This window comes from Rhodococcus mengyinensis (assembly GCF_048381435.1).
Taxonomy (GTDB): domain Bacteria; phylum Actinomycetota; class Actinomycetes; order Mycobacteriales; family Mycobacteriaceae; genus Rhodococcus_F; species Rhodococcus_F opacus_D.
Window position 1 is genome coordinate 16,103 of record NZ_JBLWIT010000064.1, and the last position, 24,161, is coordinate 40,263.

24 protein-coding genes and 3 pseudogenes are annotated in these 24,161 nt (G+C 65.6%); 14 read left to right on the forward strand and 13 right to left on the reverse strand.

The features are described 5' to 3' along the window. Positions 1-97 precede the first annotated feature (97 nt). Together folE and ACNJ7E_RS13115 are read right to left on the reverse strand one after the other, a co-directional pair. Entirely contained in the window at positions 98-694 is a 597-nt protein-coding gene (folE, locus tag ACNJ7E_RS13110) for a GTP cyclohydrolase I FolE (RefSeq protein WP_242324018.1), read from the reverse strand. A gap of 128 nt (positions 695-822) precedes the next feature. Next, positions 823-1,305 (reverse strand): hypothetical protein, encoded by a 483-nt coding sequence (locus tag ACNJ7E_RS13115; RefSeq protein ID WP_418340075.1) that lies wholly within the window; start codon positions 1,303-1,305, stop codon positions 823-825. Positions 1,306-1,396: 91 nt separating this feature from the next. Here ACNJ7E_RS13115 and ACNJ7E_RS13120 point away from each other — a divergent pair, with 91 nt between their 5' ends. The 5 genes from ACNJ7E_RS13120 (at position 1,397) to ACNJ7E_RS13140 (ending at position 7,458) form a co-directional block, all read left to right on the forward strand. Continuing rightward, positions 1,397-2,107 (forward strand): helix-turn-helix transcriptional regulator, encoded by a 711-nt coding sequence (locus ACNJ7E_RS13120; RefSeq protein ID WP_418340076.1) that lies wholly within the window; start codon positions 1,397-1,399, stop codon positions 2,105-2,107. A 292-nt stretch (positions 2,108-2,399) separates the two neighbouring features. Then, positions 2,400-3,074 carry a hypothetical protein gene (locus ACNJ7E_RS13125; protein ID WP_418340077.1) on the forward strand — a complete coding sequence of 225 codons (675 nt, stop codon included), beginning with the start codon at positions 2,400-2,402 and terminating at the stop codon, positions 3,072-3,074. A gap of 74 nt (positions 3,075-3,148) precedes the next feature. Continuing rightward, positions 3,149-4,291, forward strand: a complete 1,143-nt coding sequence (gene tal, locus ACNJ7E_RS13130; protein WP_418340078.1) for a transaldolase — start codon at positions 3,149-3,151, stop codon at positions 4,289-4,291. Positions 4,292-4,418: 127 nt separating this feature from the next. Next, positions 4,419-5,675: an NAD(P)/FAD-dependent oxidoreductase gene (locus tag ACNJ7E_RS13135; RefSeq protein ID WP_418340079.1), complete on the forward strand. Its 1,257-nt coding sequence runs from the start codon at positions 4,419-4,421 to the stop codon at positions 5,673-5,675. Between the two features lie 202 nt (positions 5,676-5,877). Then, the gene (locus tag ACNJ7E_RS13140; protein WP_072943983.1) at positions 5,878-7,458 is read left to right on the forward strand and encodes an FMN-binding glutamate synthase family protein; all 1,581 of its coding nucleotides are present in this window, start codon (positions 5,878-5,880) and stop codon (positions 7,456-7,458) included. A gap of 249 nt (positions 7,459-7,707) precedes the next feature. Here ACNJ7E_RS13140 and ACNJ7E_RS13145 read toward each other — a convergent pair whose 3' ends face one another. Both ACNJ7E_RS13145 and ACNJ7E_RS13150 read right to left on the reverse strand, forming a co-directional pair. Further along, positions 7,708-8,148: a MarR family winged helix-turn-helix transcriptional regulator gene (locus ACNJ7E_RS13145; RefSeq protein ID WP_011599175.1), complete on the reverse strand. Its 441-nt coding sequence runs from the start codon at positions 8,146-8,148 to the stop codon at positions 7,708-7,710. 35 nt (positions 8,149-8,183) lie between these two features. Next, positions 8,184-8,480, reverse strand: a complete 297-nt coding sequence (locus tag ACNJ7E_RS13150; protein ID WP_418340080.1) for a hypothetical protein — start codon at positions 8,478-8,480, stop codon at positions 8,184-8,186. A gap of 275 nt (positions 8,481-8,755) precedes the next feature. Here ACNJ7E_RS13150 and ACNJ7E_RS13155 point away from each other — a divergent pair, with 275 nt between their 5' ends. From ACNJ7E_RS13155 to ACNJ7E_RS13170, 4 genes and pseudogenes are all read left to right on the forward strand, one after another. Next, a complete protein-coding gene (locus ACNJ7E_RS13155) occupies positions 8,756-8,956 on the forward strand; it encodes an RGCVC family protein (RefSeq protein ID WP_418340081.1) in 201 nt (66 codons plus the stop codon). Between the two features lie 474 nt (positions 8,957-9,430). Then, positions 9,431-9,547 (forward strand): annotated as a pseudogene (locus tag ACNJ7E_RS13160) (DUF3040 domain-containing protein); the annotation flags it as partial. A 3-nt stretch (positions 9,548-9,550) separates the two neighbouring features. Next, entirely contained in the window at positions 9,551-9,835 is a 285-nt protein-coding gene (locus ACNJ7E_RS13165; RefSeq protein WP_244163878.1) for a hypothetical protein, read from the forward strand. Between the two features lie 168 nt (positions 9,836-10,003). Beyond that, positions 10,004-10,900, forward strand: a complete 897-nt coding sequence (locus tag ACNJ7E_RS13170) for a slipin family protein (protein WP_418340082.1) — start codon at positions 10,004-10,006, stop codon at positions 10,898-10,900. A 342-nt stretch (positions 10,901-11,242) separates the two neighbouring features. Here the strand turns inward: ACNJ7E_RS13170 and ACNJ7E_RS13175 are convergent, their stop codons facing one another. Next, positions 11,243-11,599, reverse strand: a complete 357-nt coding sequence (locus ACNJ7E_RS13175) for a DUF488 domain-containing protein (protein ID WP_007300326.1) — start codon at positions 11,597-11,599, stop codon at positions 11,243-11,245. 25 nt (positions 11,600-11,624) lie between these two features. On the opposite strand from ACNJ7E_RS13175, the gene ACNJ7E_RS13180 reads away from it, so the two are divergent. From ACNJ7E_RS13180 to ACNJ7E_RS43985, 3 genes and pseudogenes are all read left to right on the forward strand, one after another. After that, positions 11,625-11,765, forward strand: a complete 141-nt coding sequence (locus ACNJ7E_RS13180) for a hypothetical protein (RefSeq protein WP_418340083.1) — start codon at positions 11,625-11,627, stop codon at positions 11,763-11,765. A 278-nt stretch (positions 11,766-12,043) separates the two neighbouring features. Further along, positions 12,044-12,839, forward strand: a pseudogene (locus tag ACNJ7E_RS13185) (succinate dehydrogenase iron-sulfur subunit). A 96-nt stretch (positions 12,840-12,935) separates the two neighbouring features. Then, positions 12,936-13,034, forward strand: a pseudogene (locus tag ACNJ7E_RS43985) (wax ester/triacylglycerol synthase domain-containing protein); the annotation flags it as partial. 44 nt (positions 13,035-13,078) lie between these two features. On the opposite strand, the gene ACNJ7E_RS13190 reads toward ACNJ7E_RS43985, so the two are convergent. Both ACNJ7E_RS13190 and ACNJ7E_RS13195 read right to left on the reverse strand, forming a co-directional pair. Beyond that, a complete protein-coding gene (locus ACNJ7E_RS13190) occupies positions 13,079-15,877 on the reverse strand; it encodes an aconitate hydratase (RefSeq protein WP_418340084.1) in 2,799 nt (932 codons plus the stop codon). Continuing rightward, positions 15,874-16,311: a carboxymuconolactone decarboxylase family protein gene (locus tag ACNJ7E_RS13195; RefSeq protein ID WP_237720598.1), complete on the reverse strand. Its 438-nt coding sequence runs from the start codon at positions 16,309-16,311 to the stop codon at positions 15,874-15,876. Before ACNJ7E_RS13195 ends, ACNJ7E_RS13190 begins: the two co-directional genes overlap by 4 nt. A gap of 259 nt (positions 16,312-16,570) precedes the next feature. Between ACNJ7E_RS13195 and ACNJ7E_RS13200 the strand changes: the two genes are divergently transcribed. Further along, positions 16,571-16,984 carry a VOC family protein gene (locus ACNJ7E_RS13200; protein WP_039952789.1) on the forward strand — a complete coding sequence of 138 codons (414 nt, stop codon included), beginning with the start codon at positions 16,571-16,573 and terminating at the stop codon, positions 16,982-16,984. A gap of 242 nt (positions 16,985-17,226) precedes the next feature. Here the strand turns inward: ACNJ7E_RS13200 and ACNJ7E_RS13205 are convergent, their stop codons facing one another. From ACNJ7E_RS13205 to ACNJ7E_RS13215, 3 genes are all read right to left on the reverse strand, one after another. Continuing rightward, positions 17,227-17,508, reverse strand: a complete 282-nt coding sequence (locus tag ACNJ7E_RS13205) for a YciI family protein (protein WP_007300332.1) — start codon at positions 17,506-17,508, stop codon at positions 17,227-17,229. Between the two features lie 285 nt (positions 17,509-17,793). Continuing rightward, on the reverse strand, positions 17,794-19,314 hold the full coding sequence (locus tag ACNJ7E_RS13210) for a catalase (RefSeq protein WP_011599170.1): 1,521 nt from the start codon (positions 19,312-19,314) through the stop codon (positions 17,794-17,796). 381 nt (positions 19,315-19,695) lie between these two features. Further along, positions 19,696-20,379: a helix-turn-helix transcriptional regulator gene (locus ACNJ7E_RS13215; RefSeq protein WP_007300334.1), complete on the reverse strand. Its 684-nt coding sequence runs from the start codon at positions 20,377-20,379 to the stop codon at positions 19,696-19,698. 227 nt (positions 20,380-20,606) lie between these two features. On the opposite strand from ACNJ7E_RS13215, the gene ACNJ7E_RS13220 reads away from it, so the two are divergent. Then, entirely contained in the window at positions 20,607-21,152 is a 546-nt protein-coding gene (locus ACNJ7E_RS13220; protein WP_007300335.1) for an FHA domain-containing protein, read from the forward strand. A gap of 53 nt (positions 21,153-21,205) precedes the next feature. On the opposite strand, the gene ACNJ7E_RS13225 is transcribed toward ACNJ7E_RS13220, so the two are convergent. The 3 genes from ACNJ7E_RS13225 to ACNJ7E_RS13235 all read right to left on the reverse strand — a co-directional run bounded on the left by ACNJ7E_RS13225 (position 21,206) and on the right by ACNJ7E_RS13235 (position 23,727). Beyond that, a complete protein-coding gene (locus ACNJ7E_RS13225) occupies positions 21,206-21,358 on the reverse strand; it encodes a hypothetical protein (protein ID WP_007300336.1) in 153 nt (50 codons plus the stop codon). A 280-nt stretch (positions 21,359-21,638) separates the two neighbouring features. After that, positions 21,639-21,869, reverse strand: a complete 231-nt coding sequence (locus ACNJ7E_RS13230) for a hypothetical protein (protein ID WP_007300337.1) — start codon at positions 21,867-21,869, stop codon at positions 21,639-21,641. Positions 21,870-22,062: 193 nt separating this feature from the next. Further along, the gene (locus ACNJ7E_RS13235) at positions 22,063-23,727 is read right to left on the reverse strand and encodes a hypothetical protein (protein ID WP_418340085.1); all 1,665 of its coding nucleotides are present in this window, start codon (positions 23,725-23,727) and stop codon (positions 22,063-22,065) included. Positions 23,728-24,161 lie beyond the last annotated feature (434 nt).

The following is a 24,161-nucleotide window of genomic DNA, read 5'->3' on the forward strand; positions in this document are numbered from 1 at the left end:
CCCGGCACCGGGCCGAGACCGCAACGCGGAGCGGCGCAGCGCTCGGCGTGCCGCCCGGCCGAAGCAATGACGGACCGCGGGTCGTCCACCCACCCGGTCAGGCGCGGACGCCGGCGAGGGCGAAGAATTCCTGGCGCGAACGAGGATCATCGCGCAACGCTCCCAACAGAGCGGAGGTGACGGTGGCCGATCCCACCGATTGCACCCCGCGCAGGGTCATGCAACTGTGCTCGGCCTCGATGACCACCCCGACACCCCGAGGATGCAGGTGTTCGTCGAGCCAGCCCGCGATCTGCTTGGTGAGCCGTTCCTGAACTTGAGGGCGACAGGCGAAATGCTCTGCCACGCGGGCGAGCTTGGACAATCCAATGATGCGCTCGCCGGGCAGATACCCGATGTGCACGGTACCGGCGAACGGCAGCAGATGATGCTCACACACCGATCGCAGCGGGACGTTGCGGACCAGGACGAGTTCGTCGTAGTCCTCGTCGTTGGGGAAGGTGGTCAGATCGAAGGCGCGGGGGGTGAACAGTTCGGCATAGCCGTGGGCCATGCGGCGGGGCGTCTGGCGCAGGCTTTCCGAGTCCAGGTCGATCCCGAGTGCCTCCAGGAACGCCGCTGCCGCCTCTTCGGCCGCAGCCAGGTCTCGTCCTGGTGCCTGATGGAGAACGTGGAGTGTCGCGGTCGACGGCATGCCGGGTTCCTTCCGCAGTGGTGGTGGTGTGGCGTCCACCCGGCGAAGCGCAGCGGCCTCGGGCGGGTGGACGAATGAGGGTGTCGACGTCGCGCGCCCCGGAACGAGGGGACGCACGTCGGTGTCGGCTAGACGGCACTGAGTTTCGGGGCGAGTGCGGTCCGCCGGTGCCAGGCCGGGTCGTACACGTAGGCCAACCGGCCGAGGGTGAGGGCGGCGAGCATCAGTCCGAAGTCACGCAGTGCGATGTCGTAGAAGCCGGGGTAGCTCAGCAGGTTGATCACGATTCCGGCGAGCCAGGCGGCGACGATGTAGGCCGCATAGCGTGGTTTGATCGCGACGGCGATGCCGGCGACGATTTCGATCACTCCGACGACCAGCATGGTCTGGTGCGCGCTGAACGGGCTGAGGTCGACGATCCACGGCGCCAGGTAGTCCTCCCAGGTGGTGAGCACGTTCGTGAACTTGTCGATGCCCATCACGATCGGGAGCACGGTGAATCCGATCCGCAGCAACAGGAACGCGCCGTAGGCGGGGTCACTGCGAGCGCGTTGCAGGGCCGTGCCGGGTGTGGGTGCGGTCGCCGCCGAGTCGGGCGTGGGAGTAGTCATCAGAAACCCCTTTGTAAAAGTAATAGGACTCATTTTTAGAATCTTCCCTCCACGCCTATTTGTCAATACTTTTTGGTGTTACAGTCGGGGTATGTCCACTCCGCGATCCGCTGCGCCGGCGGTGCTGGCGGCGTTGAGCAACCTCGATGATCCGTTGCGGCGCAGGCTGTATGACTACGTGACCGAAAGCGACGCACCGGTCTCGCGGGAGCAGGCGGCCGCCGCCGTCGACGTCGGCCGGACCCTCGCGGCCTACCACCTCGACAAGCTGGCCGATGCCGACCTGGTGACGGTCAGTTACCAGCGGCCGGCCGGCCGCGGCGGGCCCGGCGCCGGCCGCCCGGCGAAGCTCTACACCCGGGCCACGACGGAAATGACCGTCAGCGTGCCGCCCCGGGACTATGAACTGCTCGCACGGTTGCTCGTCTCCTCGGTCGAACAGGACACCAGCGGAACCGTGCGGGCGGCCGTGAACGAGGCCGCGCTCGACGCCGGCAAGCGGGCCGTCGCCGACACCGGGGGAGATCTCCTGGCGGCGCTCCGCGGCTGCGGATACCTGCCCCAGGTCGCCGACGACGGCCGTATCGACCTACGCAACTGCCCCTTTCACCATGTCGCCCGTGACCACCTGGACGTGGTGTGCGGGTTGAACTTACGCCTTGTCGAGGGCGCGATCGCCGGGAGCACCCAACACGACGCGCACGCAGAACTGGACCCGCGACCGGACCGGTGCTGTGTCGTGGTCCACCACGCAGCGTCCGCACACGCACACTCGCCCCCGGGCACCGCCGCCCGTCCCTGACGGACACGAACCGGCAGGTCACGAGGCGCCGGATCGGCTCGCGCGTCGATCGAAGGACCCGCCCATCCGAGCACCGGCATTCCGGCGCACCGCGACCGCGGCGCTCCATGCAAGCGTTGCGTGCCAGGACGCGCTCGTCGCGCATCACACCGCGAACCATCGGAACCGCATCTGGAAACCCCGAATCGGGGACCCATGACGCTCACCGCTCGTCATCTTCTTTTCGGTGACACCGCGGGTCCAGGGCGGTCCGCATCGCTCAAAGCCATATCTCTGCAAGGGATCACATCCCATGGGTGTCTATCGAATCCTCTGGTGGGTGGTAACAGTGCCACTGGGGTTGGTCGGCTTCGCGGTCGCGATCTTCACCGTCCACCCCGACGTCCTCGTGTCCGCGGCATTCGCCGCGGCACTGACCGGCGGCGGCCTGACCGCAATGGCGGCCGACAGGTCCGCCACCGCCACGCCGCGTTCATCGCTGCCGACCGCCGCACTCAACGCCGCCACCGCGGGCGCGGCCCTGATCGGCATTGTCGGCCTGATCGCACTGTCCGGCGCTGCGGCCGTGCCGCTGGTGCTCGTGCTGACGGTCACCGCCCGGCCGGTGGCGCGGCGGCTTCGAAGCTGGCCGCCGTTGGCGCAGTTACTCTCCCCGCAGCCCTCTGCTCTGTGTGATCCGGACGAGGCGAGCGCTCCGGGTTCCCCGGCGGCGCCGCCGCCGAGCTGCGCGGAATTGTCCGGCGATGCGTTGTGCCGCGGCTGGCGCACCAGCTTCGCGGAGCTGCAGAACGCCAGGTCGGTCACCGACCGACTGCGACTGGCCCGGATCCGCCAGCAGTACCTCGACGAGATCGAGCGCCGCGATCCCCAGGGATTCGCGGCGTGGTTCACCGCCGGGGCCCGGGCGGGCAGCGATCCATCGAAGTTTCTCACCACACGAGAACAACCACCGACCGACCGGCAGTGACACGGTGCACACGCCGACAGAGCGGGGAGCCAAGTGGGCGTGGATGAGACGCCCGCACGACGAGAGGCACGACGATGAACAGATTCCCACCCCCACCGGTAGGGGTAACGGTGAGCCGGTTGCATCGCCTGTACCGCGAGCAGGGGCAAAGCCCCTGGTTGGACAACCTCACCCGCCCCTACCTGCGCGATGGCACCCTCGCCGGGTTCGTGGCCGCCGGGATCCGGGGGGTGACGGCCAACCCCACCATCTTCGCGCGGGCCATCGCCGGCTCCGATGCCTACGACGCACAGTTCGCGGCGCTCATCGCCGAGGGACTCGCGGTCGAGGACGCGTATTGGGAGCTCGCCGCCACCGATGTCGTCGACGCAGCCGCGATATTGCGGCCCGTCTACGACACCTCGGGCGGCACCGATGGGTTCGTCTCGATCGAGGTCGCCCCGGAACTCGCCCGGGACACCGACGCCACGATCGCCGCGGCCGGGCGACTGCACGAACGGATCGCCCGACCGAACGTGTTCGTGAAGATCCCCGCGACCGCGGAGGGAATACCGGCGATCGCGGACATGATCGGCAAGGGCGTCAGCATCAACATCACCTTGATCTTCTCCCTCGCCCGCTACGAACAGGTGATCGAGGCGTACCTGCAGGGTCTGGAGACGCTGGCGGCACGGGGCGGGGAACCGGCCGCGGTGCGCAGCGTCGCATCGTTCTTCGTCAGCCGCGTCGACACGGAGGTCGATCGACGACTCGAGCACAGCGGCGACCCCGGGGCCCCAGGGTTGCGGGGTCGGGCGGCGATCGCCCAGGCCCGCCTCGCCTATCGGATCTTCCGGGACCGCTTCACCGGAGCGCGGTGGGAGGCCCTCGCCGCCCGCGGCGCCCGGGTGCAACGGCCACTGTGGGCATCGACCTCGACCAAGAACCCCGACTACCCGGACACCCGCTACGTCGACAGTCTCATCGGTCCGGACACCGTCAACACGCTGCCCGAGGCCACCATCACGGCATTCGAGGATCACGGCACCCTCACGCGCTCCATCGACACCGACCCCGCCGGCGCGGCCGCCGTCCTCGGCGAGCTCGCCGCGGTGGGCGTCGACATGGACGACGTCGGCCGCACCCTCGAAGACCAGGGTGTCGCCGCCTTTCACCAGTCGTTCGCCGATCTGCTCACCGAACTCCACGCCAAAGCCCACCAGCTGGCGCAACGATGACCCCCGGGCGGCTCGCCGAGGCGACCCGGCACTACAAGATATCGGCGCGGTGCGGTGAACAGGAACCACAGCGCGCATGAAATCGGTCCTCGCACCTGAAACACCTCGCACCAGAGAAGGACATGACATGGCCACTGCAGAGCAGACATTCGTCATCGTGGGCGCCGGACTGGCCGGTGCGAAGGCCGCTGAGGCGCTGCGCACCGGCGGGTTCGACGGACGGATCGTTCTCATCGGCGACGAGACCGACCGCCCCTACGACCGACCCCCACTGTCGAAGGCCTACCTCCAAGGCACCACCGAGCGGGAGAAGATCTACCTTCACCCGGCAGGGTGGTACACCGACCACGACATCGAGTTGCGGGTGGGGACCCCGGTCACCGCCCTCAACCGGACCGAACACGAGGTGGTCATTGACGGCGTCGAGCGGCTCGGATACGACAAGTTGCTGTTGACCACCGGTTCGTCGCCCCGCCGGCTGCAGGTGCCCGGCGCCGATCTGGGCGGGGTGCACTACCTGCGCCGGGTCACCGACTGCGAGACAATGAAGGCCGCGTTCGCCGCGGCGGACCGGGTGGCGATCGTCGGGGCGGGATGGATCGGTTTGGAGACCGCGGCCGCCGCCCGAGCGGCGGGCTGCGCAGTCACGGTGGTGGGGAGATCGAAGTTGCCGTTGCTGGCGGTGCTCGGCGCCGAGGTCGCCGAAACCTACGCCGCCCTGCACCGCGACCACGGTGTGGAGTTGCGCCTGAACTCCGGGGTGCGCGAGATCGTCGGTAAGGACAACCGGGCCACCGGAATCCGCCTCACCGATGGCACGGTGGTCGAGGCGGACGCGATCGTCGTGGGGGTGGGCATCGTGCCCAACACCGCACTGGCCGAGACGGCCGGGCTGGCGGTCGACAACGGGATCGTCGTCGACGAACACCTGGCCACGACCGACCCCGACGTGTTCGCCGCCGGGGACGTCGCCAACACCTTTTACCCGCTGTTGGGGACTCATCTGCGCCTCGAGCACTGGTCGGCCGCCCTCAACCAGGGACCGGTGGCGGCGGAGAACATGATCGGCCGGGTCACCGCCTATGACCAGGTGCCCTACTTCTTCTCCGATCAGTACGACAGCGGGATGGAGTATTCCGGCTACGTCCCGCACGGCAGTTACGACTCGGTCGTGTTCCGCGGCGACGTCGCCGCCGGCGAGTTCATCGCCTTCTGGATGCGGGACGGGCGGGTGCTGGCCGGCATGGACGTCAACACCTGGGGGGTCACCGATGCCATCGAGGCGCTGGTGCGCTCCGGTGAGCGGGTCGACCCGGCGAAACTGGCCGACCCGGACGAGCTCTTGAGGTACCTGGCCGATCGGGTGCCGGGAGGTGCGCGGTGACGCTCATGCCCCAGCAGGAACGGACGCGAACCCCCGAGACACCGCCCCCGTCTCAGTGGTGTCGACAGGTCTGTTCGAACTCGTCGGGACTTCCTGGATTTACCGACGGCGCTTCCGGTTCGGCCGGACCTGCTCGGTCGGGTGCGCGGGGGTCGCAACGGAGGGTGGGTGCGTCCGCGACCACGCGCCGGGAGGAATTCCCATGATCCGGTGGCTGGTCATCGCGGGCGCCTGGGTGTTGGGGTCGGCGTCGCTGCTGCTGGTCTTCTTCGTCTCGGCGTGGTGGCTGCTCGGCACGGTGATCGTGGCGGCGATCGCCATGGTCGGCGCCTGGGATCTGCTGCAGCGTAGGCACAGTGTGCTGCGGAACTATCCGGTGATCGGCCACGCCCGGTTCATGCTCGAGAGGATACGCCCCGAGATCCAACAATACTTCATCGAACGATCCACGGACGGAACACCGTTCGACCGCGACACCCGCACGACGGTGTACGAACGCGCCAAGGGCACCAAGGACGTGGAACCGTTCGGAACCGAACGGGACGTCACCGCCACCGGATACGAGTTCGTCACCCACTCGTTGCGCGCGCATCCGGCCTCCGATGACACACCACATGTTCGGATCGGCGGTCCACAGTGCACCATGGGGTACGACATCGCCTTGTACAACGTCTCGGCGATGAGCTTCGGCGCCCTGTCGGGCAACGCCATCGAGGCGCTCAACGGGGGCGCGGCACGCGGCGGGTTCGCCCACGACACCGGCGAGGGCGGTATCAGTCCTTACCACCTCGCGCAGGTCGGCGACCTGATCTGGGAGATCGGTTCCGGCTACTTCGGCTGCCGCGACGCCGACGGGCACTTCGATCCCGGCGAGTTCGCCGCCAAGGCCGCCCTTCCGCAGGTCAAATGCATCTCCATCAAGCTCTCCCAGGGGGCGAAACCAGGGCTCGGCGGCGTACTGCCCGCCGCGAAAGTCAGCCCCGAGATCGCCCGAACCCGGGGGGTGCCGGTCGGGCAGAGCGTGATCTCGCCGCCCTCCCACAGCGCGTTCTGCACACCGCTCGAGCTCATCGACTTCATCACCACACTTCGTGCACTGTCCGGCGGAAAGCCGATCGGCTTCAAACTGTGCGTCGGTTCCCGCACGGAATTCCTCGCCATCTGCAAGGCCATGATCGAGACCGGCATTACCCCGGACTTCATCATCGTCGACGGATCTGAGGGCGGAACCGGGGCTGCCCCACTCGAATTCGAGGACCACGTCGGGATGCCGCTCACCGAAGGTCTGATGCTGGTGCACAACGCGTTGGTGGGCACCGGGCTGCGGGACCGGATCAAGATCGGCGCCTCGGGCAAGGTCGCCAACGGAATCGACATCATCAAACGCCTGATCCAGGGAGCGGACTTCACCCTCGCTGCCCGCGCGATGATGTTCGCGGTCGGCTGCATCCAGGCCCAACGCTGCCACACCAACCGGTGCCCCGTCGGTGTCACTACCCAGGACGCCCGCCGGGCCCGCGCACTGAATGTTCCGGACAAGACCACCCGGGTGTACAACCTCCAGAGATCCACCGTCGCGAGCGCCCAACAAATCCTGGCATCGATGGGGCTGGACGACTTCTGCGACCTCGATCCGTCGATGCTCAACCGGCGCATTCAGGGGCACCGCACGATGACCTACGCGGACCTACACGAGTGGCTGCAGCCCGGCGACCTGCTCACAGAGGACCCCCCGACGAGTTGGCTCCGCGACTGGACGAACGCCGACTCGTCTAGGTTTTGACGGCATCGCCGGAGTCTGTGGTGTTCGCCCGAGTCCCGCCGAGGCCGGCTACGTCGCACCACCTACCGCAGAACCTGCGCCCACGAGCGCGACGTCCCCGATGTCCGGGATCCGACTGCGCCAGCTCCTCACTCGGTGCCTACCGACCCTCGGGCAATCGCATCTTCGCCGACCGGCAGCTGATGGGAACCGGGATTGATGTGCGGGCGACCGATCACGGCCCCGGGCGGTCGACGAACGGACGCGACGTCACCGATCCTGGGGAGGGTCGTCCCAGATGGGTAACTCGAGGGCGGGTCCGAGGCGCAGCAGTTCGTCGCGGTGCATCGCACTCAGACGTGCCAGGATCAGCTGCCCGTGCTCGGTCAACTCCACCCGTACCGCTCGCGCGTCGGACGGGTGCGGCGCGCGCTCCACGAGACCCTGCTTCTGCGCTCGGTCGACCAGCTCCACCACGCTGTGATGACGCAGCTGCAGGCGGTCGGCCAACTCTCGCATGGTGGCCCATTCGCGGCCGGGAAATCCCTTGAGTGCGAGCAGCAGCTGGTAGTGCTGCGGGGTGAGGCCATGGTCACGGACCGTATCCTCACTGAAGCGCACATAGCGGCGGATACCGAAGCGGAAACGTGCCAGTGCCTCGAAATCCCGCTTCGTCAACGGCTCCGACTCCACGTGCTCCTCTGCAGTCACGGCACCTCGCCCCTTCAGTCGTCAGAACCGCCGCACTATATATCGTCATACGATACACCAGGGATGTTCTCGTGGTCATCACGCCTGAACGGGGCATTGCCCGACATCGTGCGACGAGTCCTTGGAGACAGCGCCGACGTCGATGCCACGGCGACGAGTGCGTAACGCCCCGCCGTGCGATCGGCCACCGACGCGGCAATGTCGACAAAGTATCGCCGATTGGCGGTCGTGATTCCAGCGCAGACGATTTCCGATTCCCTCAGAAGAAGGACGCACAGGAACACATCATGCATCAGCACCCGCACTGCCCCGTGCAGCGGAGCGATGAGCACGGGCGGACGATTCCGCAACGAAAGCATCGAGGACTCGTTCGGGTGCAATTGCGACAGGATCGCCGAGGGCCGAGGAAGGGTCGTCGGGACGTTGTGAACCCTCGACGCGTCATCGCAATAGGTTCCGGGAGAGGGTCGTTCACCCGCGGAGCCAAAGGAGCCGGCGGGCACGTGTAGCCTTGAGGGTGCCGAGGGCCCGAACATGCGCGGTCAAGCCATGTCGTCCTCGGCGCCCGAACCGGCCCGATCGCAGGGCCGAGAACTGGAGCGCCGCCATGGCGTCGAACGCGACCAATGTGTCGAGCCTTGAACGGGCACTGGAATCAACGCCGTACTGCACGGCATGTCCGCACAGCCCGGCTTCCCACGATGCGCTCGGTATTCGGTTTTGCGCCGCGACCTCGGACCGAAACCTCGGCCGAAAGTGCATCTGCGCTGGCGAACCGGCGACTGGACAGCACTACTCCCGGTACTGAACGAGAAGTACAGCTCGAAAAGCCCACCCAGGCATATCCGCCCGATTCCCGGCGAGTTCTACCGCAACCCCTATTCGCGCGGTGCGGGACCGGCGCCCATGCGGCGACATCACCGACCGCACCAATCCCCGACCGTTGCTAGAAAAGGGGGTAGCGGCGGCATCCCCACCTTTACTGGCGCGCAATCACCTTCGTGTCCGGCAGGGGCCGGGCTTACCGCGGTGCCGGATGTCGACCGTGATTTTCGCGAAAGTCGCATACGGATCGAGCGATGGGACCGGATATGTGGTTGGGCGCGAGTGCCTTCGCGCACGAAGAAGGTCCACTACCGAACCACCGGCGAGGAGCGCAGTCAACCGGGTGGCCGACGCCGCGCCTTCCCGTGCTACTGGCGAAACATTTTTATCGTGATACGATATAAAAAGTGGTCGTCCCGGCACCAAGACCTCGCCGGGGGAGTCCGGGAGGTGCGCTGTGCTCAGCGACGATGAACGAAATGCTCTGTGCGAGATCGAACAACGGCTACTCGCAAGCAGCCCGACGCTGGTCCGAGTGTTTCACGGCGTCACACCGCGCCCACCATACGATCGCAGTGTGCGGGTCCGGCTGAGAGTGCTGGTGCTCGCGGTGACGTTCGGCATGTTTGCACTGCGGGGGCCCCGCGTTTTCAACGACGCCGAGATCACCGTCCGGAAGAGTTCACCGACGCCACGTACAACACGGGCGGTGCCTGCACGCAACCGTCTGGCCGTCGGCGGTTCCCATTCCGCGAGCGCGATTCCGGTCGATACCGACACCGTCCGGATCCTCGATCCGTCGACCGCGTCCGGTGCTGTGCTCATACCGTGGCCGCCCCGCGAGGTGCCGGCACCGAACTGAGTGGCGAACTCGGAAATCCAACGCCTCGCGCAGGTTTGGGCGCCTCTACGAATCGAGGCGCTGCTCCGAGGAGCCGTCAACGCGGGGACGCGAGGTTAATTCATCGATTGGCAGCAAGCCCGTGGTGACCGGGTATCGGTAGAGGCCACGGGCGGATGGGAGAACACCATGATTCTCTATGCGGTGGCCGTCTTGGTCGGACTCGGCCTGCTCGGCCTGAGCTCGAGCATTCGCGTCGTCAAACAGTTCGAACGCGGCGTCGTGTTTCGGTTCGGATGCGTCCAGCCCGCCGTCCGCGCACCGGGCCTGATGTTGCTGATCCCGATCGCCGACCGGCTCGAGAAGGTGAACATGCAGATCATCACGATGCCGGTGCCCGCCCAGGACGGCATCACCCGCGACAACGTGACCGTCCGGGTGGATGCGGTCGTCTATTTCAACGTCGCCGATCCGGTGCGAGTGGCAGTGGACGTGCAGGACTACGTCTCCGCGATCGGTCAGGTCGCACAGACGTCGCTGCGGTCGATCATCGGCAAGAGCGAACTCGACGACCTGCTGTCCAACCGGGAGGGCCTCAACCAGGGCTTGGAGCTGATGATCGACAGCCCCGCGCTGGGGTGGGGTGTGCAGATCGACCGGGTGGAGATCAAGGATGTGGTCCTCCCCGATTCGATGAAGCGGTCGATGTCGCGCCAGGCCGAGGCCGAACGTGAACGGCGGGCCCGCATCATCACCGCCGACGGCGAACTGCAAGCCTCGGCGAAACTGGCCCAGGCCGCCGAGACCATGACCGAACATCCCGCCGCCCTGCAACTGCGGCTCCTGCAAACCGTCGTGGAAGTCGCGGCCGAGAAGAACTCGACCCTCGTGCTGCCGTTCCCGGTCGAGTTGCTCCGCTTTCTGGAACGAGCGACACCGCACACCGCCCATGTTCCGACGCGAACAGCCGAACCTACAACCACAACCACGCCTGCCAACGTAAACAACGAACCGTCGACCCGGCACACACAACACAGATCCGTCGACGCCCGCGGATTCGCCCTCGAGCAATCACGATTCGGATAGGGCCAATAGACCCTGCAAGTTCCAGAGCGGTGATCGCCGGTTCCGTTCGGGGGTCCTGGGCAGCAGGCGGTGTCGGGAGCGGTGGTTCACCCCGACACCACGGTGACCTCTGTTGCGGCGGGACTTACGGGTAGGGGGCAGGACCGTCACCCGGTGTCTTCCGGGTTTCCAGGATGTCGCCCTGCGGGCCTTGGGGTCTGACTGCCCGCACTGACCTGCGACCGACCCACCACCGCCCCGCGGACCACGGCCCCGTTCTGACCGCGGCCGACCGGCACGGCTCGAGGTGCAAGGCCGAGGGTTCATGGATGCGATGAGTATTCAGGCCGTCCTACGGTGATGTCAGAACTGATTCGAGATCCACTCGCGCAAGACCACGGCTTGGTTGTGCTCGAGGTCCTTCGCCGAATACAGCAGCACCACAGTCCCGTTACGCGCCGCCTCGACGATCGGTTGGGCGGCAGCGCGATTGGTGTCGAGTTCCTGAAGGTAGCGGGTGCGGAACTCCGGAAAGCGATCCGCCTGGTGGCCGAACCAGGTCCGCAGCTGCGTGCTGGGTGCCACCTCCTTGATCCAGGCGTCGCAGTCGAGGTCCGCTTTCGCGATGCCCCGTGGCCACAGTCGATCTACCAAGAAGGTTGGCGATGTCTTCTTGGTGCCGCGAGCGTCATAGGCTCGCACCAACTCGATCGGGCCCATAGATCGATCATGACACGAAATGACGGTGCCCACAACGAATGACAAACCCGCGGTGCACTGTGGCGGTGGCGGTGGGGGGGTGAAGACCGCGGACACCGCACTGATGGGTGAGAACCTGCTGAAGCTGCCCGAGTCGATCCACCTGGCGAGCGCACCGTGGCCGTGATGCGGCAGAACATCGGTGTCGCGCCCGCAACCGTGTCGTGGTGCCGGCAGGCGCCTTCGCCGGCCACGCCACGATGTCCCTCGGGATGCTCGTGCACGGACTGTCGGTGCTCGTGGCCCTCATTAGGAGGGGTGTCGCGTCCGCACATCACGCGGCCCCCGGCGCGAGAGAGGGTCCGGACCGGTTTTCCGATCCGACAACCGACCACTGAGCTAACCTGTGGACAATCCGAGACGAGCTCCCCGAAAACGTAATTGACGAGGTTGGAGTCGATAACCATGTCTGTCACCATGAACAACGAGGGCCCGGGTTTCGTCGCGCTACCGCCAGTCCCCGAAGGCGCCGTGATGGTCACGTTGAAGATTCGCCGTTTCAACCCCGAGGACCCGGGCAAGGCCGGATGGGTCAGCTTCGAGGTTCCGTGCCTGCCCACCGATCGGTTGCTCAACCTGCTCACCTACGTCAAGGGGTATCTCGACGGGACCCTGACCTTCCGCCGCTCGTGCGCGCACGGCGTGTGCGGATCGGATGCAATGGTCATCAACGGAGTCAACCGGCTCGCGTGCAAGGTGCTCATGCGCGACATGCTGAACAAAGACGGTAAGAACACCACCGTCACGATCGCACCCCTCAAGGGACTCCCGGTCGAGAAGGATCTCGTCGTCGACATGGAGCCGTTCTTCTCGGCGTACCGCCAGATCAAACCGTTCCTGATGACATCGGGTCAGGAGCCCACCCGCGAGCGGATCCAGTCCCAGGCCGATCGTGCCCGGTACGACGACACCACCGAGTGCATCCTGTGCGCGTGCTGTACCGAGTCGTGCCCGGTGTATTGGGCGGATGGTAGCTATTTCGGGCCGGCCGCCATCGTCAACGCCCATCGCTTCATTTTCGACAGCCGCGACGAAGGCGCCGGGGAGCGGATGGACATTCTGGGGCGGCGTCGACGGCGTCTGGCGTTGCCGCACCACGTTCAATTGCACCGACGCTTGTCCGCGCGGAATCAAGGTGACGCAAGCGATCACCGAAGTCAAACGCGCGTTGCTGTTCAACCGCAAGGCAGTCGTGCGGTAGCCGCACGAGTTCTGCACCGCCAGACCTTGAACAGGGGTCTCCGGCCCTGGTCGGGGAACGAAAGGGTGTCACCCTGTTGCTTCCACGACCGACTCACTGTTGCTGTGGGGTGAGTCCCGCGAGCATCCGATGCACGTGGGCGGCCTGGCACGGTTCACTCCACGCCGGGTGACGGCGGCGGAGGTGCGGGGGCTGTGCGAGAGACGCTGTTTCCGCATGGGTGCTCTATGGCGAGCCGCTCAGGTCACGAGGAGCTGTCGCAGCACATATTGCAGTATCCCGCCGTGCCGGAAGTATCCCGCCTCCGCGGGGGTATCGATCCGCACCGTGGCCGGAAATTCCTGTACTTGACCATGGTGGTCGGCTCGGACGGTGACCTCGGTAGGGAAGTCCGCGCGCGGGTCGCCGCCTTCGAGTCCGGTGATCGAGTATTCCTCTTCACCGGTCAACCCGAGGCTTTCGCGGGTGCGACCGGGCGGGAACTGCAGGGGCAGCACCCCCATGCCGATCAGGTTGGAGCGGTGGATGCGTTCGAACGACGTCGCGAGGACCGCTTTGACCCCGAGGAGCAGTGTTCCCTTGGCCGCCCAGTCGCGCGAGGACCCAGATCCGTATTCGGCGCCGGCGAGGATGATCAGCGCAGTGCCCTCGGCGGCGTAGGCGTTCGAGGCGTCGAAGATGCTCATCACCTCCCCGCGGGGGAGGTGGCGGGTGACGCCGCCCTCCGTGCCCGGAGCCAGCAGATTCCGCAGGCGGATGTTGGCGAAGGTGCCGCGGATCATCACCTCGTGGTTGCCGCGACGGGATCCGTAGGAATTGAAGTCGGGCGGTTCGACACCATGCTCGCGCAGGTAGATACCGGCCGGGCTGTCGCGGCGGATCGTGCCCGCGGGTGAGATGTGGTCGGTGGTCACCGAATCCCCCAACATGACCAACACCCGGGCGCCGGTGATGTCGGAGATCGGTTGCGGTTCGGGCTGTATGCCGTTGAAGTACGGTGGCCGCCGCACATAGGTGGAGTCCTCGTGCCATTCGAAGATCTCGCCGGAGGCGACATCGAGGCCGCGCCAGTTGTCGTCGCCGGCGAAGACATTCGAGTAGCCGTCGGTGAACATCTGCGACTGCAGGCATTCGTCGATGACTGCCTTGACCTCCTCGGTGCTCGGCCAGATGTCGCGCAAGTACACCGGCTGCCCGTCCGACCCTGTCCCGATCGGGTCGCGGCGCACATCGGCGAGCATGGTCCCGGCGAGTGCGTAGGTGATGACCAGCGGCGGGGAGGTGAGGAAGTTCATCTTGCACTCGGCGTGGATGCGGCCCTCGAAGTTGCGGTTCCCGGACAGCACCGCGCAGGCGGTCAGATCGTGTCCGGTGACCGCGTCGCTGACCTGGGGGATCAGCGGACCGGAATTACCGATGCAGGTGGTACAGCCGTAGCCAACGAGTCCGAAGCCGAGCCGTTCCAGATAGGGGGTCAGACCGGCCCGTTCGTAGTAGTCGGTGACCACACGCGATCCCGGGGCCAGCGACGTCTTCACCCACGGTTTGCGGGTCAGGCCCGCCTGCACGGCCTTCTTCGCCAGCAGGCCCGCGCCGATCATCACCGACGGGTTCGAGGTGTTGGTGCACGAGGTGATGGCGGCGATGACCACGTGCCCGTGATCGACACTGTGCACCTCGCCGTCGAGGACCACCTCCACCGGGTCGGAGGGCCATTCATGGCTCTTCCCGCACCGGCACGGTGCCGCCGGTCCGTCCGAGGCGCGGTCGTGGTCGATCGCGATCGGATCGCTGGCGGGGAATGACTCGTCGGATGCCTCGTCGAGGCCGGCTTCCAGCGCAGTCGGCAGTGGTTGGCCAGCCAGCAAGGACCCGACGGCGTGCGACGCGCTGGCCAGCGGGATGCGGTCCTGGGGTCGTTTCGGGCCCGCGATGGAGGGCTCGACGGTGGCGAGGTCGAGCTCGACGGTGTGGCTGTAGGCCGGTTCCTGATCGGGGTCGTGCCACATTCCTTGTTCTTTGGCATAGGCCTCGACGAGTCGGATCTGCTGCTCGGGTCGCCCGGTCAGACGCAGATAGTGGAGGGTCTCGTCGTCGATGGGGAAGATGGCGCAGGTCGAACCGTATTCGGGGCTCATGTTTCCCAGGGTCGCCCGGTTGGCCAACGGGACGTTGGCGACGCCAGGGCCGTAGAACTCCACGAATTTGCCGACGACACCGGTCTTGCGGAGCAACTCGGCGACGGTGAGGACGAGGTCGGTGGCGGTGGTGCCCTCGGGTAGGGCGCCGGTGAGTTTGAGCCCGAGGACCTGCGGCAGGAGCATGCTCATCGGCTGGCCGAGCATGGCCGCCTCCGCCTCGATTCCGCCGACTCCCCAACCGAGCACGCCGAGGCCGTTGATCATCGGGGTGTGCGAGTCGGTGCCCACGAGAGTGTCCGGGTAGGCGAGGGGGCCGTCCGGTGTGTCCCGTGTGAACACCACGCGGGCCAGGTATTCGAGGTTGACCTGATGGCAGATGCCGGTATCGGGTGGCACGACCAGAAAATCGTCGAAGGCATGCTGCGCCCACCGCAACAGTTGATAGCGCTCCTTGTTGCGGGAGAACTCGAGGTCGGCGTTGACCCGGTAGGCGTCGGGCCGACCGAAGACGTCCGCGATCACCGAGTGATCGATGACCAATTCGGTGGGAATGAGCGGGTTGATCTTTCGCGGGTCGCCGCCCAGCGCCGTCATCGCGTCCCGCATCGCCACCAGGTCGACCACACACGGCACGCCGGTGAAGTCCTGCATCAGCACCCGGGCGGGCGTGTATTGGATCTCGGTGTGGCCGGGATTGCGCGGTGACCAGGAGGCCAGGGCCGAGACCTGACCGGGGGTGACCAGGCGGCCGTCCTCGTTGCGGAGCAAATTCTCCAACAGCACCTTCATACTGTAGGGAAGCTGGACGTCGGTCTCGATCGCATCCAGCCGGTAGATACCGTACGTCTGGTCTGCGACCGTCAGTGTGGAGCGCGCACCGAAACTGTTGCCGCTCACGGTTCGGGCTCCCCGGTAGTGGTGTGGCCACTATGGTTCATCGCGTTCAGGGCCAGCGTGGAGTGTGCGAACGCACCACCGGCCCGCATTTCCGCCGCGACCCAGATGGCTTCCATGATTTCCTCCGGTTCGGCGCCCGTGCGGCGGGCGAGCTTGGTGTGCCCGGTGATGCAGTAGGGGCACTGCGTCACATGGGCGACCGCGACCGCGATCAGCTGTTTCGTCTTCTCCGGCAGCGCACCGTCGGCGAAGACGGAGCGACTGAAATTCTCGAAGGCTTCGTGAATCCCGGGTGCGAGCGTTTTGCGGCGCTCCGAAATCTCCGGCGTGGTGGGCTGATACAGCGACTCGGGCATACAGCTGTCCTCCTGTTTCAGCGTTGCCAGCCGTAGCACAGACACCGCAGCAGCAGCGCGGACCTTGCCTGCCACCATAGCCCGTCCGCATCAAATTGCCAGGGCCGAATGTCCCCACCTCCACGACCGATCCGGTGGCTCAACGGTGCAGACGGAGTGGGGCGATCTGCAGGACAGTGTGGGACGATTAGTCATCGGCCCGATTCGCTTGCCGCATTGCGCGGCGCGATGGTGTCGGAGGACAATATTGGATGCGTGCGTTCCGATCTGAGCGACGGGTCCACCCCGCGCCGTGAGCGGTTGAAGATCATGGACCGCCCGGGCGTAGGAGATGAAAATGTGCGCTGCCAAGGTTGCCTCGTCGGTGATGCAAGTGGCCGAGTTGGATCGGTCGGTGAAGTACTACTGCGACGTATTCGCCTGCCGTGTCGCTGTGCGCGAGCCCGATGCAGCACTCCTTCTGACGCCGGACAACTTTCAGATCTACATGTACGCGAAGAAGGGGGCATCGACCCGTCGCGGGGTAAGCGTTATCGGCGTCCACTACGTCATGTGGGCCGCCGACACCGAGGACGAGTTGGCGCGGATCACCGAGCGACTACGCACATATGACGCGGCCACATACACGCAGACGGTCGGTGGGGTGACCTTCGTGGATGGTTGCGACCCGGACGGCATCCGGGTCATCGTCGCCTACCCGGGCCCCGAGCAGCTACCGCGGGAGCTGATCGCGCAACGATTCCGCGGGTGACCACAGGCGGTGGTGCATCCGCCACGCTGGCAAGACGAGCGCCTTGTTATCGAATGCGACCGTGCCGCGGTCTGGCTATTTCAGACGACGAGTTACGCACAACGGATCCCCGGCGTCGAGGTTATGACCGTTCGACGAGAACCGTCGAGTACCAGAGGTCATCGAGCCTTCAAGAGATACCGTGCACGGTTCGGTCAATTCCGTTGACGATGCCCGATCCTGACACTGGCGTGGATCAGCATCTAGGCGCGGATTTCACCCACGGGGTTCCATGTGCCGATGAGAACCTTTGCTACGAGGTTTGCTTGAGCAAATGGATCGTGTGTGAACAGACGTGTGACGGTGTCTTCGTCGGCGGCGTCGACGATGAACTGGGCGCCGGTATGGTCGGCGAGGGGACCCGATGACAGGACCACTTTGCGGCGGACCAATTCGGCGAGCCACGCATGGTGGTCGGTTCGGTGATCATCACGACCGGAGGATGTTTCGGGGCTGTAGGTGTATTCAACGACGAACACGGGCATGCTCTTCTCGTTCGCTCGTAGGCCGATCTATCCAGTGTGCAACCACGCTCGATTCAATACCAGTCCTTCTCGCGCGATTCTTCATGAGGGGGCGGCCCGCCTAAGCAGTCGGCCGAGGGTGGCGATAGATCCGAATATGCCTGTCGTTTAATCCATACTGAGCGACAGGCGTATTCATGTGTGGTTGGCGGATCAGCTACCAGTGGAACCACCCGAGAAGCGCATCGACCCGGTGCAGACGGAGTGAGGGGTCTCGGTGTAGGTGATCACGATCTGACGAAGTCCTCAGGCCTTCTCTTGAGCGGATCGACGCGACGGGTTGTCTTGTCCCGCGGCCTTGGGATCGAGTTCATCCTTTTTGGCGCGCACCCCCTGCGCGACTTTGTCGCCGAGGCCTTTGTCCACATTGCGCCAATACTCGAACACTCTCGCCAGGACAGGTTCGCTCACGCCGTTGAGTAGGTGCCCGACGATGTTGTCGACCAAGCGTCCGCGGGCCGCATCGTCGAGAACGTCGCGTACCATCGTGCCCGCCTGACCCCAATCGTCGTCGTCCTGGCGAAGTGTGTAGGCCTGCCGCACCATGTCCCCGTCGCTGTACCAGCCGATGGGTTCGCCCGCCACCGCTGGATCCGCATGCGGGCCGCCCTTGGAGTTGGGTACATACACCGGGTCTCCGGGATTCTCGTGGCGCATGTGGCCATCCTTCGAATACGACCGCACGGTGGTCGCGTGTGGCCGGTTGACCGGCAGCTCCTTGTAGTTGGCGCCGATGCGGTGCCGATGCGAATCGGGATACGAGAACCACCGGCCGAGCAGCATCTTGTCCGGACTCGGCCCGGTTCCGGGCACGGCGTTGCTGGGCTCGAATGCCCCCTGCTCGATCTCGGTGTGGTAGTTGCTCGGATTGCGGTTCAGCGTCATCTTGCCGACTTCGACGAGTGGATAGTCCGCATGCGGCCAGACCTTGGTGAGGTCGAACGGGTTGAACCGGTACGTCTTTGCATCCTCGAACGGCATGATCTGCATCTTGAGTGTCCAGCTGGGATAATCACCTTGTTCGATGTGCTCCCACAAGTCACGAAGGTGGTAGTCGGTGTCGATCGAGGCCATCTGATCGCCCTCGTCCTGCGTGAAGAACTCGATTCCCTGATCGGTGATGAAGTGGTACTTCACCCAGAACTTCTCGCCCGCGGCGTTCATCCACATGTACGTATGGCTGGAATAGCCGTTCATGTGCCGCCAGGTGCGCGGAATTCCGCGGTCACCCATCAACCACGTCACCTGATGCGCGGACTCCGGAGACAGCGTCCAAAAATCCCACTGCATATCATGATCGCGCAGATTGTTGTCGGCACGCCGCTTCTGCGAACGGATGAAATCCTGGAATTTCATCGGGTCCCGCATGAAGAAGACCGGAGTGTTGTTGCCGACCATGTCGAAATTGCCTTGTTCGGTATAGAATTTGAGGGCAAAACCGCGCGGGTCGCGCCAGGTATCCGGACTGCCACGTTCGCCGGCGACTGTGGAGAACCGTGCGAGCATCTCCGTCTTCTTGCCAGGCTGGAACAGGTCCGCCAAGGTAAACGCACTGACATCGCCCGTCACCTCGAATGTGCCGAACGCCCCTCCTCCTTTGGCATGAGGCTGCCGCTCGGGTACACGCTCGCGATTGAAAGCAGCCATCTTTTCGATGAGGTAGGCGTCGTGCAGCAAGATCGGACCGTCCGCGCCGACGGTGAGCGAACGCTCGTCGCTCGGTACCGGAATTCCCGCATCATCGGTGGTGTAGTTGTTCTCAACCATCATGCCCTTCTTTCTTTCGACGTTGCGGACACAGCCCTCAGAAGACGACCTCGGTATCGCTTGCTTGAGACACCTGTTTCGATCTGCTCGCGGACCAGATGGGCGATGTCTCTCGCAGTGAGGTGTGGGTGATCATCGAGAACCTCGAGCACAGCCCCGTCGCGGGCTGGTGAGCCGAAGGTCGACTTCCCGCAACCGCAATTCCACATCGCGTGATGTGTTGTGCCGCATACCCCTCAGGGCATCATGTCTTCTTGAATCCGTCAAGCGACGTTCTCGGTGGCTGCCACAATGACCGATATCTGGTTACGGCGTGATCGGTTGTCCGGGAGGTTGTCCGGGAAACAACCACTCGCTAATCACACGAGGTGGAGGTAACTCTCATTCGGGGGTGGGGATCAGGTGCGCCAGGCAGAGCGACGGCTCGACGAACGGTTCGAGTCGATCGGCCGCGAGCGGTGCCCGCACCTCGGCCAGCGCCCCGCGGATCAAGCCCAGGTGCAGCGAACACACCACGTCCCGGTGCCGCTCGGCTACCTCCCGGAACGGGCAGTGTCGCAACGGGATCACTGGTCGATCGAGGTTCTCCACCACGCCCGGGGCGAAGCCGGACTCGGCCAGCACCGTCGACAACCGGCGGACCCCGTCGGCGGCGTCCACCCGCTGCGACGGGGCCGGCCGCTCCGCCAGGTAGCGACCCCACGCCTCCCCGGCCGTCTCGGCAGCCCGGCCGGGCTCCGGCAGAGTGTCGGCGATCAGACCGGTCAGCATCTCCGCCAGCAACCGATAGCTGCGCTGTCCGGTGGACGCATCCGAGGGGGTAGCGGCATAGACCATCCGGGGCCGACCCGGCCGGCGGCTGTCCTCGGCGCGACGCTCGGCCAGGCCCGCGTCGACCAATCCGTCCAGATGAAACCGGGCCGTATTCGGATGCAGGTCGACCCGGTCGGCGATGTCCTGTACGCCCATCGGTTCCGCCGCGGCGCACAACAGGTCCAGCACCCGGTTCCGGGTCTCGCCGAGCGCGGTCGGCAGCGTGGGGTCGATCAACGTCTGCTCGCTCATAGTGCCTACTTTAGCCGAGACTATTAGTAGAAACCATCCGTATCGGCGAGGGAACTCAGCGCGGGGTCGAGCGTCGGATCCTTCGAGGTCACACGGTGCTAGTGATGCGCGTCACATGCATTGCACCTACCGTCGGTCAATGAGTTTGCACTAATCTAATAGTAAATAATAGTTGTTGTATGAGGTAGTGCTAGCTTGCTCTCCTCGCGCAGAGAGAGGACCTCGTCGTGACCGCACCATTCGACATCACCGACACCAAAATCGACCGAGACGACGCTCACCGTCTGCTCCGCGAGTATCGAGCGAAAGCCGCACTGGTGACCGAATTGTCACTCAATGGCCCACTGTCGGCGAAGACGTGTGCCGGGGTGAACCTCCCCACCGCCCGCCGTCGACGGCATCCGGCCCCCAGCGACCCGCCTTGGGACCGTGCCGAGGTCGAGGCACTGCCGTCCGGTTCGGCACTGCTCGTGGTCACCCGGGGGCCCAACCGCGGTGACTGGTTCCTGCTCGATCAGACGGTCACCACGATCGGTCGCCACATCGACAGCGACATCTACCTCGACGACACGACCGTCGGCCGTCGCCACGCCCAGATCCGGCGCGACAACGACACATTTCGGGTGACCGATGTCGGCAGCCTCAACGGCACCTACCGCAACGGGACACCGGTCGACACCGCACTGCTCGCCGACGGTGACGAGATCAAAATCGGAAAATTCCGGCTCGCGTTCCTCATCACACCGCTGTCAGCAGCGGCAACAGACCAATGACCACGACGGAGTGAGTGACACGGCTTTCCTCGTCGCCATGATCGCCCCGCCGCTCATCCGGTGGGAAACTGCTCACACTCGCGTTGCCCGGCCAGCGGGCCGGAGTTTTCGGTGCAGGTGGTGTAGCCGTAGCCGACGAGTCCGAAGCCGAGTCGTTCCAGCTGGGGGAGCCGTCCGGCCCGTTCAGCCGTATTCGGTGACCACACGCGCTCCCGGAGGCAGTGACGTCGTCGCCCACGGTTTGCGGCGGTCCCGCTGTACGGCCTTCTTCGCCAGCAGGCCCCGCAGATCATCACCGACGGGTTCGAGGACACGGCACGCTCTATTGTCGACCGGCAAGCGGCGCGCCTGCATTCCCACAGATGATCTGCGGCAGTCCTGTGGAAAACTCCCGGAGCCGTGCCTGCCCCACGCACAGCGTTCCCACTAGCGCCAGCTGCCGGTATGCAACCGGAGCGCGTCCAAGCGTTCCGCGAGCCGTGGATCTCAACCCGCGAGCCACAGACGCCGCCGTGCCACTGCCTTCATCTTCTCCACGATCGTCGGCCGAAGCGGAGTCGGGGGGTTCGGGTGCAGCTGCGCGTGCAGACAGCGGAAGAACTCGCCGGTATCCATACCGAAAACAGCGATAATCTCCTCCGCCGGGCCGCCGCCATGCGGGAACCAGCGAAGCGCGAAGGTCACCATCCGATTCACCTTTGCCGTGTCTCCGGTCATCGTATTTCCTTTCCCTCACCGCTACCCGGCCCGAGTCGATGGCGGAGCGCCCCTATTCGGGTGGGTCTTCGCCAATGGACTCCGGCAACGCGGTCGAGGACCGATAGTTGCGTCATCAGTTCGCTCATGTTCGCGGTTCCCTACAGTTCAAGTTCGACTTCGACGCTGCAAGCGTGGGTGCCTGTTCTGAAGGTCAGGTCCATTTTGGTGCTGGACGGGACGACGAACTTGCCGCCACCAACGGTGGGTTGGAAGGTGCGCAGCCGGAAAGGTCGTTGGCCTCGAGGCACTCTCGCAACGTGGGCGTCTTGCCGCGGCGACTCGGAGCGGTGCGCCACACCTGCGTCTCGAAGGGGAAGATCGACTCCCGCCGTCGACGTTCGAGGTCCCTGACAGGTGTCACGGCGGGCGAGGCCCGCGGCGGCGCGACCGGTGTCGGTTTCGTCAGTGTCCCGCCGGGGCGACGACGTGCCCCAACGTCGAGTAGGGCGACAGCGCCGATCGCGGCGGTAACCGCCACGGTGAACCCCCAGCGCTGGAGGTACTCCGGTGATGCCGCGACGGCCGCGTGGAGCGAGGTGGCGAACAGCGCACCGGCGGCCGCGACCGATACGAGCGTGGACCGCCGGTCTCGGGCGGAGGCGAGCGTGTGGGGCAGCAGACAGCTTTCAGCACTGTCACAGAGCTTACCGAGTTCGGTATGCAGGACGGCGATCTCGTCGGCGGTGCGGTTCGCCAGCGTTGATCGAAGGTGTGTCGATTCGATCCGCGGAGGCCGGTGAGCACCCGCGGGGTGTGTTTGCAGAAGCCGTGTCTCGATCATCCGTCTGCGGGCCGCCGCGATGTCGCCGAGGCCCGCGAGGGCGCCGCGTTCGCTCAGTTGGCGGCGGTTGCGCAGGAGCGACAGTACTCGTCGGTGGTCCGCCGAGTGCTGTGCGCGGAGGGCGACCCAGCCGATGAGGCAGTAGACCATCTCACGGGTGCCCCGATCGAGATGGCCGGGACCGGTGGCGGGGGAACCGAGGTCGACGGCAAGGGCTCGGGCGTCCTCGCGAATCGCGATCCCCGATCCGAGACGTGACGCCCTGTCGATCAGCGGGACCCGGTGCCAGCCCAAGAGTCCACGGTAGGAGCGGGACGCGGCCCCTGCGCTGGGTGTAGTGCCCGGTTCGTCGTCCAGTCGCTGTACCGTATCGACCCCGTCGGTGTGGACCTCGATGATCAGGCCCTCGAGGGTGTCCCGCCCGGTCCAATTAGGGCCGTGGATTGTCAGGCTGCGTAGCGGCCGGTAGACCTCAGATCTGGGCAGTCGGGTGTCCAGCCGCGGGAAGACGTCGATCGGGCTCGCCTCGGTCGTCAGCCCGAAGGGACGGAGAAATGCTTCGATAGCGGCCCAGAATTCGGGGCTACCGCCGCCGCGAAGCGGATCATTGTGCCGGTCGATCAGGCTGCCGGCGCGGTCGGGGGTGAGTTCCTCGCAGGCCAGCACCAGCCCGTTGCCGGGAACCTCCCACAGTGACAGGCACGTCGCCGGGGGGCCGACGTAGCGGCGTTGCGGGCCGTCAGGCGCGCGCTGTCCATCGAGTGCGAGGCCGAACGCTATCGGGGGACTGCTGCGATCGACGATGTGCCGGAACGCCAGCAACTGTGCGTGCGGTCCATCGTCCCCGGTGGCGGAGGGGGCGCTGATGCACGCCGGCAGGAACGGTTCGACCTCGTCGACCGCGGCTACCGGGACCGGGTCGGCGCTTTCGACGATGTCCAAGGGCAGCAGGATGACCCGCAACAGTGCCCGGCGTCTCCTCGACGACAGCGAAGCCTGGTTCGGCCGACGGGTAACGAGTCCAGGACGATTCATTTCTGTTCCATCAATTCTCGACACATCCGGTACTCCTGCACCGACCCCATAGGTCGGCAGGGGAGACGGTCATCTCACCGGATGTTGTGGGAGTGCCCCTGTCTCGCTCACCCTGAACTCTTTGGGAAACACGTCGTCCCGGCCGTGGAGGGGCCGGGACGGGCGTGTCAGAGGCCGGAAGTTGGCCCCCCGATCGGGTGGTCACACGCGGGGCGGACCAATAAGACTGCGGTGTGCTTCCATTGAACTCGGCAGGGTTTTGTGAGCCGCTTTCACCGTTGTAGAAAATTGGAAGAGAGTGCAGTCGCTGATATTTCCACGCTCCGAGCCGTTCTCTTCCGAAGCTGCTACATCTGATGTGGGCGCGGGTCAGGGCTGTTGGCCGAGTTCCCGGGGGAATATCATCGATCCTCAGGCAGCGAGGAGGGTGGCGG